General features: G+C 36.6%; 11 protein-coding genes, 1 tRNA gene and 1 pseudogene. 6 read left to right on the plus strand and 7 right to left on the minus strand.

Annotated features, from left to right (window positions below):
- Positions 1 to 1,032 precede the first annotated feature (1,032 nt).
- Complete coding sequence (locus tag ACFIJ7_RS05800; protein ID WP_375636136.1) at positions 1,033 to 1,941, minus strand: cation diffusion facilitator family transporter; 909 nt, start codon at positions 1,939 to 1,941, stop codon at positions 1,033 to 1,035.
- A 764-nt stretch (positions 1,942 to 2,705) separates the two neighbouring features.
- Between ACFIJ7_RS05800 and ACFIJ7_RS05805 the strand changes: the two genes are divergently transcribed.
- Positions 2,706 to 3,515: a TrmH family RNA methyltransferase gene (locus ACFIJ7_RS05805; RefSeq protein WP_375644800.1), complete on the plus strand. Its 810-nt coding sequence runs from the start codon at positions 2,706 to 2,708 to the stop codon at positions 3,513 to 3,515.
- A 272-nt stretch (positions 3,516 to 3,787) separates the two neighbouring features.
- Here ACFIJ7_RS05805 and mnmA read toward each other — a convergent pair whose 3' ends face one another.
- Both mnmA and ACFIJ7_RS05815 read right to left on the minus strand, forming a co-directional pair.
- The gene (gene mnmA / locus ACFIJ7_RS05810) at positions 3,788 to 5,017 is read right to left on the minus strand and encodes a tRNA 2-thiouridine(34) synthase MnmA (RefSeq protein WP_375644801.1); all 1,230 of its coding nucleotides are present in this window, start codon (positions 5,015 to 5,017) and stop codon (positions 3,788 to 3,790) included.
- A 139-nt stretch (positions 5,018 to 5,156) separates the two neighbouring features.
- Positions 5,157 to 5,360, minus strand: coding sequence for a hypothetical protein (locus ACFIJ7_RS05815; RefSeq protein ID WP_375644802.1), 204 nt, complete (start codon positions 5,358 to 5,360; stop codon positions 5,157 to 5,159).
- Positions 5,361 to 5,405: 45 nt separating this feature from the next.
- Between ACFIJ7_RS05815 and ACFIJ7_RS05820 the strand changes: the two genes are divergently transcribed.
- Positions 5,406 to 5,681 (plus strand): DUF1153 domain-containing protein, encoded by a 276-nt coding sequence (locus tag ACFIJ7_RS05820; RefSeq protein ID WP_015856675.1) that lies wholly within the window; start codon positions 5,406 to 5,408, stop codon positions 5,679 to 5,681.
- A gap of 130 nt (positions 5,682 to 5,811) precedes the next feature.
- Here the strand turns inward: ACFIJ7_RS05820 and ACFIJ7_RS05825 are convergent, their stop codons facing one another.
- Positions 5,812 to 6,198, minus strand: coding sequence for a flagellar export protein FliJ (locus ACFIJ7_RS05825; protein WP_375636133.1), 387 nt, complete (start codon positions 6,196 to 6,198; stop codon positions 5,812 to 5,814).
- 565 nt (positions 6,199 to 6,763) lie between these two features.
- Here ACFIJ7_RS05825 and ctrA point away from each other — a divergent pair.
- Positions 6,764 to 7,465, plus strand: a complete 702-nt coding sequence (ctrA, locus tag ACFIJ7_RS05830) for a response regulator transcription factor CtrA (protein ID WP_015856677.1) — start codon at positions 6,764 to 6,766, stop codon at positions 7,463 to 7,465.
- A gap of 222 nt (positions 7,466 to 7,687) precedes the next feature.
- On the opposite strand, the gene chpT is transcribed toward ctrA, so the two are convergent.
- On the minus strand, positions 7,688 to 8,326 hold the full coding sequence (gene chpT / locus ACFIJ7_RS05835; RefSeq protein WP_375636132.1) for a histidine phosphotransferase ChpT: 639 nt from the start codon (positions 8,324 to 8,326) through the stop codon (positions 7,688 to 7,690).
- 216 nt (positions 8,327 to 8,542) lie between these two features.
- Between chpT and ACFIJ7_RS05840 the strand changes: the two genes are divergently transcribed.
- Positions 8,543 to 9,139, plus strand: coding sequence for a DUF1134 domain-containing protein (locus ACFIJ7_RS05840; RefSeq protein WP_375636131.1), 597 nt, complete (start codon positions 8,543 to 8,545; stop codon positions 9,137 to 9,139).
- A 27-nt stretch (positions 9,140 to 9,166) separates the two neighbouring features.
- Positions 9,167 to 9,809: pseudogene (locus tag ACFIJ7_RS05845) on the plus strand (hypothetical protein).
- Between the two features lie 317 nt (positions 9,810 to 10,126).
- On the opposite strand, the gene ACFIJ7_RS05850 reads toward ACFIJ7_RS05845, so the two are convergent.
- Positions 10,127 to 11,245 carry a DegT/DnrJ/EryC1/StrS family aminotransferase gene (locus tag ACFIJ7_RS05850; RefSeq protein WP_375644803.1) on the minus strand — a complete coding sequence of 373 codons (1,119 nt, stop codon included), beginning with the start codon at positions 11,243 to 11,245 and terminating at the stop codon, positions 10,127 to 10,129.
- A gap of 49 nt (positions 11,246 to 11,294) precedes the next feature.
- The gene (locus tag ACFIJ7_RS05855; protein ID WP_375644805.1) at positions 11,295 to 12,251 is read right to left on the minus strand and encodes a Gfo/Idh/MocA family protein; all 957 of its coding nucleotides are present in this window, start codon (positions 12,249 to 12,251) and stop codon (positions 11,295 to 11,297) included.
- A gap of 180 nt (positions 12,252 to 12,431) precedes the next feature.
- On the opposite strand from ACFIJ7_RS05855, the gene ACFIJ7_RS05860 reads away from it, so the two are divergent.
- Positions 12,432 to 12,508, plus strand: a tRNA-Met gene (locus ACFIJ7_RS05860).
- Positions 12,509 to 12,704 lie beyond the last annotated feature (196 nt).

Below are 12,704 nucleotides of genomic sequence, written 5' to 3' on the forward strand. Positions count from 1 at the left end.
AGAGTTATCTATAGATTACCGCTAATCTGATCTTTACGAATATAACACAAAAGACATAAACGAACGTTTGTAAAATAAGTAAAAGTAAAGCCAGATATGTTTGGTTGTTGTCTCATAAAGTATTTTATAAAAATTCGATCTATCTCTCTAATTTATTGCGTATAAATTTTTGACTTTATAGCATTATTTTCCTCATAAAGTCTTTGCTTTTTCTTGTTGTCTATACATTAAAATAGCCCTGATATAGCAGCATATTTATGATTAGGATGCACCAGTACTGTACGCGTCATTGTAAAATTTTTGATGCTAGATTGGAATGAAAATATGAAGGCATCAATTAAAAACCAGTATCTATCTTTAGCATCATTCTTTAGTTCAGCTTTGCGATTTTCTAAAGCAACGACAATAATATCCTTTAAAGAGTAGAGATATGAGCATTATTTTTTGTTTTTTTATTCTTTAATGAGCCCCCTATCCTTCATGCAATAAAGAACATTTAAAATAGAACACATTTTATCGATAAAACAACACATTTATTAGCAACAATAACGATGATTGATCTATGATCACAAACTTTAAAATTTTATTCATAACTTTTATATAAAACTTATAATTAAATCTCATTAAACTTATTACAAAAGCTTCATTCCTCTTCGCCCTAAGAAACAAAATATCTACCCCCGACAGTCTGTAAACAATCCGTTCTCTTAAGTGAATTTAAGCAGCTAACCATTTCATGAGATTCACTTACACAAGAATACACCGGCAAGCCCTATTTTGAATATTTACTCCACACTCTAAAAACACTTAATAGATCAAATTTTATATGCCTTATCTCCCCCCACCTTAAATGACAGTATTTTAACGAAATAGAATAAATCTTGCCTTAAATACTCTGTTTAACCTTTTATAATTGATTGATGCAAAAATTAAATCAACGAAAGAGATTCATTGTATTTTCGAGAGGTATGAATCGCCCCATCATAAAAAAACAATCTCCATAACATGACAGGCAATTTGAAAAAAATCTTTTTATATAAAAGGTATCACCGTTGTACCGGGAGGCAATTTTGCCTCATCTTCAGGCTCGACATGAATAGAAATACGCACATTATCAAATTCTTTTTGAAGAACACCTTCGATTTTATCACAAATCTTATGTGCTTCTCCTACCTGCATTACAGCAGGCACAACCAAATGAAACTCTATAAAAGTAACCCTCCCAGCAACACGCGTCCGTAAATCATGAACCTCAAGCGCACCAGATGCATTTGCAGAAATCAGCTCCCGAATCCGCATGCTTTCATTCAATTCAACGCCGACATCCATTAATCCCTGAATAGCATTTCTAATCACCTTCCAGCCCTGTAAGAGAATATTAACGGCAACGATTATCGCTAAAATTGGATCTAAAACTCCCCATCCTCCTACAAAACCAGCAATCAGACCAATTAAAATTGCAAGCGAAGTAAAAACATCTGTTATAAAATGGACTCCATCAGCTTTAAGAGCCGGTGAGCGATGATGTTTTCCCTGCCAAATAAGGACCATTCCCCACATACAATTTATGACAGTTGCAATAAGATGAATAACAAGCCATATTCCAGGCTTCTGCAATAATTGAACGGTAGAAAGAGCTATCCATGCTTCTCTTAAAATAACAATTGCCGCAATAATAATGAGTATCCCTTCAAGAATTGCGGAAAAATATTCCGCTTTATGATGCCCAAAGGGATGATCCTGATCCGCTGGCTTCATACTCACTTTAACAGCCCACCATGCTGCCGATGACGCAAGGATATTAACTATTGATTCCAATGCATCAGAATAAAGTGCAACCGAACCTGTGATGTGATATGCCCAATATTTCAAAGCAAAAACAATACACGCAATAAAAATAGAGTATAAAGTTAAGCTTTGTATATTGATTTTTACATCCATGAGCCTCATCCTTTTCTTCACGAAATAGGGAATTAATATTTTCAACCATATCATTATACTTTTGGCATATCGACGATATTTCCTCAATATTACAGAAGCTTCATCATACAATAAACGCCCCAGCTCACCATTATTATCGTAAAAACTGCTCAGTTACACGAACAGCACCAATAAAGGAAGAAGAAAGGAAAATAATAAACAAAGAGCTTTCCCAAGAGCAATCAAACACATCATCTTCATTATTAATCGTTTTCTGAATAACTTAAAGCCATTTCACATCTCATAAACAAAAAACTTGTTTTTGCTCAAATGTATCATGATCATGCGTTATTTTTCAGTCTTATGATGTGCATTATAACCCATCTATAAGCCATCTTTGCACCTTAGAAAAATATCTTAGCGCTCTACTGTAACCTTACAGATCAACTGGATTTTAAAATATGATTTACTAAAAAATTGAGATATAAAAAAGAAGAACAGTGATACCCTCAAAAAAAGAATCTGGGCATTGGGGACCCAGATTCTTTTCCCTTAGAAATTAAGGGCATACAGAACTTGGGAAATAGCGGGGACCCAAGACACTGCACCCGATACGAGAAAAATATATGATTCCGTACCAGTGTTTTTATACTATACCTATGGTTGTATATTGTCAACATAAATTCTACCATAAGTTTTAAAATAATGTTTTTTTATCTCTTTTTTTTAAATAAAATAAATTCTAACATCTGGAAATCATAAGAAAAAAGCACTAAAAATCTCGCATGCATTTGAATATCATAACAATCAATGAAACAGATGATCCACGCCTAAAAGCCTATCATAATATCCGTGAAAAAGATCTTGTTGGACGGCAACATCAATTTATTGCTGAAGGCAAAGTAACCTTGTCCGCATTACTGCACTCGAAAGAGTTTTCTGCCATCTCACTGCTCACCGTAGCAAACCGTCTCTCTGGACTTCTACCGCTTTTAGAAAAAACACAGCCTCTATGTCCCATTTATTGTGTTCCACAAAAAGTCATGGATAATATCACCGGCTTCCATGTTCATCGTGGTGTCTTGGGTATTGGTAAACGCAAAACACTGCCATCCTTACAAAGTTTTCTACAACATCTTCCAGAAAAAGCTTTGATTCTTGTTTTATGTGGTATCTCGAATCACGATAATATGGGATCAATTTTTCGTAATGCAGCAGCCTTTGCCAGTAATGGCATTATTGTCGACAAAACCTCATGCGATCCACTTTATCGTAAATCAATAAGAGTTTCTGCCGGCGCTGCTTTAAAAGTACCCTATACGCAAAACGCTGATATAAATGACATTATAGCTGCTCTAAAGGATAAAAGATTTCATCTTTATGCACTCTCCCCTTCTGCTTCACACACTCTCAAGCAAGCCAACAAAACTAAAAGAATGGCACTTATTTTTGGAACAGAAGGCGATGGCTTACCGCCCCATATACTACAACAATCAAAAACCTTACGTATTCCCATGACTAACGGTTTTGACAGCCTTAATGTTGCCACAGCCTCAGGTATTGCACTTGCCCATTTTACCAACTTTGACCACTAAAAATGATAACACTTTAAGTTGTAAAACATATCCAATGTTGTATGTTATTCATCAGTCCCAATAATGTTGCTGTTCCCTAGCATTTGAAAGCATTGATTAAAAAGCATTTTATATTTTTCTTATCAATGCTTTCCACACCCTAACCCCGCTCATGACGTGCAAAAGACATAATTTTGATGGATCCAATCATAAAACAAACTCTCAATGAGAGAACCTTCTGGAAGTCTCTCATTCAAGTTTAAGGTTAAAAATTATCGTTATAAATCAATTGACTATGTTTTACGAAGCTGTTGTTTTAGTTCAGAGGAAACAGAATCTTTTGTTTCGAGATTGCATAAAACGCGCTTTAACATCATTTCAGTATCGGCCGCACGTTCTGAATGTGTTACAAATCCTCCCCCAAGAATACGTGCCTCATGACCATTTCCATCATAAAGAACGCAAGCTTGCCCTGGTGCCACACCATTTTCACATTCCAATAAATCAACGGAAAAAATACCTTCTTTATAATGTAAGCGCGCAAGGTGAGGAGGACGCGTTGAACGCACCTTTACAGCTACCTCAATACCTTGAGAAGGAAATTTATCTAACGACTCATCACCAAGCCAATTCACATCACGTAAAAAAAGCTTATGCGTTTCTAACATTTCACGCGGTCCAACAATAACACGTGCATTTTCCACATCGAGATAAACTACATAAAGCGCTTCACCCGTTGACACCCCAATACCACGACGTTGACCAACCGTATAATTAACAATTCCCGAATGTTTACCTAAAATCTTTCCATCAATATGGACAATAACGCCAGGATTAGCGGCTTCTGGACGCAGTTTTGCGATAACATCTGAATATTTTCCTTGTGGAACAAAACAAATATCCTGACTATCATGCTTATTGGCAACCACAAATCCCATTTCTGCTGCCATTTCACGAACGCGGGCTTTTGGAAGATCACCAAGTGGAAAACGCAAATAATCAATCTGTTCTTGTGTCGTTGCAAAGAGAAAATAACTCTGATCACGATCATTATCGAGAGGACGAAAGAGTGCTCGATGCGCTCCGTGGGAACGCGAACGAATATAATGTCCCGTAGCCAAAGCATCTGCCCCCAATTCACGTGCTGTTGCTAATAAATCAGCAAACTTAACCGTTTGATTACATGCAATACATGGTACTGGTGTCTCTCCATGAGCATAGCTTTCTGCAAAAGGGTCAATAACAGCTTCGCGAAAACGCTTTTCATAATCAAGAACATAATGCGGTATTCCTAATGTTTCTGCAACGCGGCGAGCATCCTCAATATCTTGTCCTGCACAACATGCCCCCACCCGATGCGTTGCTGCCCCATGATCATAAAGCTGCAACGTAATGCCAATAACATTATACCCTTCCTTTTTCAAAAGACCTGCAACAACCGATGAATCAACCCCCCCCGACATTGCAACAACAATGCGAGAATCCTCAGGTTGTCCTGGTAAATCAAGACTGTTTAAAAACATGTATTCATTCTCTATTTAATGCTCTGTTTAATGGCTACCCATATGTTAACATTTTGATGTACGCTCTTCAGCACTTTTACACGATTGATTGTCTTTATATTGTTTTTTTATCTTTTCCACAACCATAGGCATTACTTTCTTAAAGGCTGCTGCAAACAAAAAAAGAATGATAGAAATAAGGCATAATGGCAATCGTTTGGGAGAAAACCTTTTTTGCTCTTTTTAAAATCTGAAAAATATTACAAGAAGCTCTTCTACACACTTCACTTAAACTTCTTTTTACGTGCTCAATCACTTTATTAATTTTTTCTTTCAGCGTGTTTAGCTCTTTTTTAAATTTCATGCTCTATAAACGAATCAAGTCCTTGACTAAAGGTAGAGGATACGAATGACCAATTTGATAAAAACACAAATGAAATATGTTATTGGGCCAGATGGAAGTCCGCTTACAATTGCCGACCTACCGCCGCAAACAACACGACGCTGGGTGATTCGTCGCAAAGCTGAAGTTGTTGCGGCTGTCAGAGGTGGATTGTTAAGTCTTGACGAAGCGTGCCAACGTTATACTTTGACTGTAGAAGAATTTCTTTCATGGCAAAGTTTGATCGATGAACACGGTTTAGCGGGATTACGAACGACCAAGATTCAAAACTACAGGCATTAAGTTGCCATTAATTACGATTCGATAACATAAAAAAACTTATAAAACAGCCAAATTTGATAAAAATTTGGCTGTTTTATACTATACCCAAAAGATAAATCTGAAAGAATGGATTTTTCAATAATTGCTTTTATCATCCAACCATTGAATTAGATTGAATCAAAATATCCTCATCATCCGCAGCAATCTTCTTTTCTCGTGCTTCCAAAAGCTGTGCACGTTGCAGCTCTGTATTAGCTTCATGGAGAGCAATTTCAGCGTTTGTTTTTTGAAGCTGTAAATCACGAATTGAATTGATCAGATTATCACGTCTTTGCCGCGCTGCACGCGCAAAAGCAGAATAAGCGAAATGGTGAACATCATTGTTTCCAGATTTACGTTCTTCATTAGTAATCTGTGCTTCCAGCTCTAACACCATTCGTTCAAATTCTGCGATCATCATCTCAAGCTGTGCAATTTCACGGCGTTTTCCACGCACTTGAAACATCCTCAATCGCACCATATTTTCTCGCGGCTTCATACTCACTACTCCTTGATTGCGCCAACTCAAAACTCGCATTCACACCCAATAAATATCTTTTAGTTATATGTCTATCCGACAAAAACAGTCTATTGACTTGAAATTATAATAATTTTCGCCTTTCATTAAAGCATCTGAAAATACAATCTGCTTTAAAGAGCAATAACTATTTCTTTACTTTTCCCTCCATTATAAAATGAAGAGGTTTAAAGCTCAGTAAATAAACACTGAAATTGTAAAAAAGTAATTTATAATGCTCTTTTACAAATTTTTTTAAGTTAAAGTTTATAGAAAAAGCCGTTCTTTTTTTATTATGTTAAAAAATATGCGATTTTTCTAAAATAATTTTGTAGCCTCTTTCAAAAATAAAAATATTTTGTTAACCACTATCATGGATAGTGGGGAATTTAGTAGTGATTGTTACGCGTACTACTGAAATATACATAAACACTTTGTTATAAGTGTTTGATTTCATGAATTGTTTTTATAACAGTGGCTTTGCTAACTGATTATAAAATAGAAATGCTCCTTATGATTCGTGAAGGAGCGAAGTGAGGGATCTAAAATGCGCGTATTATTAATTGAAGATGATAGAGCAGTTACTCAAAGCATTGAGTTAATGTTAAAGTCAGCTAACTTTAATGTTTATATCACTGATCTGGGTGAAGAAGGTATCGATTTAGGAAAACTCTATGATTATGATATCATTTTGCTTGATCTGAATTTGCCCGACATGTCAGGATATGATGTCTTGCGGACTCTAAGGTTGGCAAAAATAAAAACTCCTGTCCTAATCCTTTCTGGTATGAATGCCATTGAAGACAAGGTCCGTGGTTTTGGCTTTGGAGCTGACGACTATATGACGAAGCCTTTTCATAAGGATGAACTCATTGCACGTATCCATGCAGTTGTTCGTCGTTCTAAAGGGCATGCACAATCGGTTATTGTTACCGGTGATCTCACTGTTAACCTTGATGCAAAAACCGTCGAAGTTGCAGGGCGCCCCGTTCATTTAACCGGAAAAGAGTATCAAATGCTAGAGCTTCTCTCTTTACGTAAAGGTACCACCCTTACTAAGGAAATGTTTCTCAATCATCTCTATGGTGGAATGGATGAACCAGAACTAAAGATTATCGATGTTTTTATCTGTAAATTGCGGAAAAAATTGGAAGCAGTCTCTTCTAGTGTAAATTACATTGATACAGTTTGGGGACGTGGTTATGTATTACGTGATCCAGTTGAAGAGAACGTACGAAAAACCGCTTAAGCAGTGAAAATGCACTTTGTAAAATCTCGGAGTGTAGCGGGCCGAGATTTTTCCCGAGATCTGTTCTCTGTTAAAAGTAGAAAACTCGCACACCAAGAATCTCATATAGAAAGCGCTTAAAGCTTAAGAAGTAACCACACAGAATTTACACATATAACCCTATTGCTCATAAGTTCAATCGAAGCCACTTTTCCCAACACGGCTTAAGCGCTTCTCTCTTATTCAAAGCTTTTTTACACTTTCTAAAACAATACAATGATCACTTTCATCAATATTTATTTTCATCTCTGTCATCTGAGAAAGTAACATTGTGTAATAAAATTGGATGACATGTGCATCAATAAGCTCTTCTTGAACTTCTCCACGAAATAACGCAAGAAAATGAGGGGGTATACGGAGAGTTTTACCGAAAACCTCAAATCGAAAAGAACGTTTATTTTCTTCTTGCAAAATCATAACAACAATTTCACCACCACGAGAAACTGTTGCGTTTGCAATCAATAATAAATTAAGCAAAAGTTTAACTTCATCTTTTGGTAACAATAAAGAAGAAGCTTGCCATTTTAAAGTTGCTTTTTCTTCTTTCATATATTGTTGAGCAACCTGCTCTGCAGCCCGTGTATCTATTTGTCCTCCACTTGCACCAGCAAAACCAAAAGCCAATCGCGCAAATTGTAGACGTGCAGCAGCACTCGCAACGGATAAACGCACCAATTGTAAAGCATCTTCTTCAGCTCCTCCTTCATCATAAAGCTCCATTGCATTTTGAATAGCCCCCACAGGTGAAATCAAATCATGGCAAATGCGACTACAAAGCAAAGCAGCAAGATCCATAGGCTTCAAAGAAATATCTAACTTCATAATGATTGAAAACTCCTAGATTCAAAAAAACAAACTTTATTTTAAAGAAAAACTCTTAATATCTGATGCATAGTAGGAAACATTAACAATCATGCTAAAAAAATTTCAGAAATAAATTCAAGAATTTAAATAACCTTATATCTTATTTTTTATTTGAATAGAATGAAAATTCTAATATTATCTTTTTGTTTATCACTAATAAAAGGAGAAAACTCCATGGCTCTCTCTCTGCTCAAATACTGGTACAAAAATATTATATCTTTAATCCTCCTTTTATTCATCACCATAAACACTGCAGATGCTCAACTACAACCAATAGAGCAAAATGAACCCCATTATTCACTCCAAGAAATTATTGATTCTGGTCATCTTTTTTTTGGAAAAACAGCTAGTGGTCTAGCTGTTGCAATTCAAAATATTTTTTCACAATACGGTTATCCCAATGCCTATATTTTAGGAGAAGAAGCTTCTGGTGCCTTTTTTGCTGGATTAACCTATGGCGAAGGAAAGGTTTTTACCAAAAGCTATGGTCAACATAAAGTTTTTTGGCAAGGTCCCTCAGTAGGATGGGACTTTGGCGGCCAAGGCTCCCGTTTAATGATCTTAGTTTACAACCTTAATAGCATAAATAATTTATGGAAACGCTATGGCGGTATTTCAGGTTCGGCCTATTTAATTGCAGGTGTTGGTTTTCATGTCCTCAAATACCATAATACCTTGTTAATCCCAATACGTACAGGAATCGGCGCACGCCTTGGTATCAATATAGGATATTTAAAATTAACACCTAGACCGACATGGAATCCGTTTTAAACGTATTCTTATTTGAAAAGGGGTATTATGCTTATTCAATCGTTTCTTTTTTTTATTCTTGGAGTTGCTTTCACTTCTTGGGTACTGGTGCTTTTGTCTCCTTTTATTTGGCGTAAAGCCGTTCATTTTGCGTATAAAGATGTTTGTGCGCAAATGCCATTATCACTCGCGGAAATAGAAGCAAATCACGATTTTCTTCGTGCACAACATGCTGTAGAATTAGCAAAAAACCAACAAAAGTACGAGTTTTTGCAAAAAAAATACGCCCAACAAAAAATACAACTGAGCCAAATAACAGAACAATTTTATCGGCTATGCCTCCCCATACAAGACACTCTCACCAAAGAAGCGATAGCAATCAAACAAAATATCGCCACAATACACACTTTCAAAGGAAAGAAAAATGATGCGTGAAAAAATCGCACACTATCAGCAACGTTTACAAAAAATCCAAACTCATGAGCTTGACACGACTGCTAACCACCAATTGCTGGAAGAACTCCGTGAAGAAACAAAAGAACTTGCAGCAACATTGGCAGCTCAAATAGCGCTACAAGAGGGGAATACATCACCCATCAATACATTGATTCAAAAATCAAAAAACAAAAATGACCTCGCATCACGTATTCGCAAAAAAATCACTTGTCTCTCCAAAAGCTCTGTTAAATAAGTTATCTTTTAAAACACCTTGAATGAAGAGTAAAACCAACAAAGGTTCATTGTAACTTTCATAACCCAAATCCTTTTTATTAAACGTGACTTTCTTGCTAAGCTAAACGACAAAGTTTCTTAACCCATACCGTTCTGTTAAAAAGCATCTTCTTGTCTAGCAGATTCCACTTGCTAATCATATCACCGCCACAACATTTCATAGGTCCTAGAAAGCAAATAATACCAAAAACATTGGTCACACGCTCTAACAAAAATACCTTCTAAGATGGGTCACCAATAGAGCTCTTACGATAATTTTAAGGATAAAACACGCTCTCAAGAGTGATAAAAATCTCTTATTTTTTGGATAATCATATCCTGATCCGTTTGTGTCAAGTAAGGATGCATTGGTAAACTTAAAACACACTCTCCTAAAGACTCTGAAACAGAAAGGGAATCTTTTACATAAGGGAAGTGTTTATAAGCTGGCTGTTGATGTAACGGAGTTTTATAATAAATCATTGTAGGGATAGATTTTTTTTGTAAAAAATCTTTTAATTTATCACGTTCTTTTACCTTAATCGTATATTGTGCATAAGCAGAACGAATATTTTCTCCCATTTCTGGAACTGTAACAATATCTCTTAAGCCATTGGAATAGCGTTGAGCAATTTCTACACGCTTTTCCATTTCATCTTCAAAGATCGCAAACTTTTCTAGTAAAATTGCAGCCTGAATGCTATCTAAGCGCGAATTCATGCCAATACGTACATTGTCATATTGCGTTTCACCTTTACCATGAAACAAAATAGAGCGTAAAAGTTCTGCAAAATGATCATCATTGGTCATCATAGCGCCTCCATCGCCATAACATCCTAATGGTTTTGCAGGATAAAAACTTGTAGCAGCCACATCACCAAAAGCACCGCACATGGTATTACCGCTTATTCCACCCATAGATTGAGCAGCATCTTCAATTACAAAAAGATTTTCCTTTGCTGCCACTTGAGCAATTTGCACATAGTCAGCAGAAAGCCCAAATAAATCAACAGCAATAATAGCCTTTGGCTTTAAACGTCCCTCTTTTTTTACCATTTCGATAGCGTAAGAAAGTTTTTCAACATCAATATTGAATGTATCAGGTAAAACATCAACAAAAACAGGCTTAGCCCCCACTAAAGCAACCACTTCAGCCGTTGCTGAAAATGTAAAACTAGGACAAAATACAGCATCCCCTGGACCAATATTTTTAGCCATAAGAGGCATCTTCAAAGCATCTGTTCCATTAGCACATGCAATCACATGTTTAACGCCAAGATATTCTGCCAATTTCTCTTCAAATTCTGTTACTTCTGGTCCCAAAATATACTTACCACTAGCGACCACATGTGCAATTGCAGAATTAATTTTATCTTCAATACGCGCACGCTGCGCCCCAAGGTCGATGAATTGCATATTAACTCCATTGATCATCACAAGAATGCAAAAGCGCTACCTATCTCTTTTATCTATCATAATTGACACCAGCAGCTGTTAAAATCCGTAAAACCGCAATAGCATCATCACCATTTGTACGAGGTGATTGACGCGTTTCAATACAATGAAGAAAGTGCCGTAATTCGCAAGTAAGCGGCAAATCTTCACAAACATCAATATAATTCAGCTCATCCATGCTAAAAGCCCACTCTTGATTTTCTTTCCAAACGGCAAAATGGTGCATTGCCAATTTACGGCTCCACGGTTCCATATCATCAAAAACGAGCATAGCTTTTGTTCCAACAACAGTTAAACGTCTCTCACGATAAGAACTCAAGCGTGAAGTAAAAAGATGACTACGCACACCATTTGGAAAAGTCATATGAATATGAGAAAAATCAGAAATCTGATCAACGACAGCAGCCCCCTCACCGCGAATTTCGGAAGGTTCACCCCCTGTCAACGCCAAAATCATTGAGAGATCATGAGGCGCAAGATCCCATAAAGCATCGCTGTGTGTGTGAAATTTTCCAAAGCCTAATCTATGAGAATAAATATATCGCACATCTCCCACTTCTTCGTTTTTCACCAATTCACACATTTTTTCAAAAGCCGGATGAAAACGTAAAATATGGCCCACCATAAAAACTCGCTCATAAGCCTCAGCCTCCTGAACTTGGCGTTTAGCATCAGAAACATTCAAGGCTATAGGTTTTTCCACCAAAACATCTTTACCATTTTTAACAGCACGGAGCACATTTTGCGTATGCAATTGTGGCGGCAGTGCTAATACCAGCGCATCAATATCTCGATGCGTAAAAAGATCATCTGGTGTAACAAGCTCTACACCATACATCGTTGCAAAACTAGCAGCACGATCATTATCAATATCAGAGACTGCTGCCAAAGCCCCGAGAGAATGGAGTGTCCGTATATGATTTTCACCCCAATGACCGCATCCTAAAACCGCTACACGTGGCACCATTTTCATGCCTTACCCTACTTTATCATATAAAATTACACTTTTACATATCGAGGATAAAATAGAATGACAAGAGAAAAGCTTAAAAACGATGCTTGACATCTTACTATTCTACCCCTTATATCCGCAAAAGATGTAATTCTTTACAATTATGATTGCTTATTTTGTATGATTGCTTATTTTGGCGGAGTAGCTCAGTAGGTTAGAGCAGAGGAATCATAATCCTTGTGTCGGGGGTTCAAATCCCTCCTCCGCTACCATTACTTTTTTTGTTGTGTAGTTTTAGCTTGTCATTGGTGTATGTATGTAGCTTGCCAGCGGATTTTGTATATTTTGCCACTAGGTTTTGTACCAATTTATTTTTTCTCAAAGAGTTTTTAAGTGGTTCTCAAAGGGTCTTCAAAGACCTTTCAAAGATCGTTTAAAGCCTCTTTTCTTTTCTGCTCAAAATCACAA

The sequence above is a fragment of the Bartonella sp. MR100HLJHH genome, assembly GCF_042194215.1.
Classification (GTDB): Bacteria; Pseudomonadota; Alphaproteobacteria; order Rhizobiales; family Rhizobiaceae; genus Bartonella; species Bartonella grahamii.

What these genes read in the sequence shown, in the direction of transcription:
- ACFIJ7_RS05800 (WP_375636136.1), bottom strand. Translation starts at nt 1,941, where the DNA reads ATGGATGTAAAAATCAATATACAAAGCTTAACTTTATACTCTATTTTT.
- ACFIJ7_RS05805 (WP_375644800.1), top strand. Translation starts at nt 2,706, where the DNA reads ATGCATTTGAATATCATAACAATCAATGAAACAGATGATCCACGCCTA.
- mnmA (WP_375644801.1), bottom strand. Translation starts at nt 5,017, where the DNA reads ATGTTTTTAAACAGTCTTGATTTACCAGGACAACCTGAGGATTCTCGC.
- ACFIJ7_RS05815 (WP_375644802.1), bottom strand. Translation starts at nt 5,360, where the DNA reads ATGAAATTTAAAAAAGAGCTAAACACGCTGAAAGAAAAAATTAATAAA.
- ACFIJ7_RS05820 (WP_015856675.1), top strand. Translation starts at nt 5,406, where the DNA reads ATGACCAATTTGATAAAAACACAAATGAAATATGTTATTGGGCCAGAT.
- ACFIJ7_RS05825 (WP_375636133.1), bottom strand. Translation starts at nt 6,198, where the DNA reads ATGAAGCCGCGAGAAAATATGGTGCGATTGAGGATGTTTCAAGTGCGT.
- ctrA (WP_015856677.1), top strand. Translation starts at nt 6,764, where the DNA reads ATGCGCGTATTATTAATTGAAGATGATAGAGCAGTTACTCAAAGCATT.
- chpT (WP_375636132.1), bottom strand. Translation starts at nt 8,326, where the DNA reads ATGAAGTTAGATATTTCTTTGAAGCCTATGGATCTTGCTGCTTTGCTT.
- ACFIJ7_RS05840 (WP_375636131.1), top strand. Translation starts at nt 8,543, where the DNA reads ATGGCTCTCTCTCTGCTCAAATACTGGTACAAAAATATTATATCTTTA.
- ACFIJ7_RS05850 (WP_375644803.1), bottom strand. Translation starts at nt 11,245, where the DNA reads ATGCAATTCATCGACCTTGGGGCGCAGCGTGCGCGTATTGAAGATAAA.
- ACFIJ7_RS05855 (WP_375644805.1), bottom strand. Translation starts at nt 12,251, where the DNA reads ATGGTGCCACGTGTAGCGGTTTTAGGATGCGGTCATTGGGGTGAAAAT.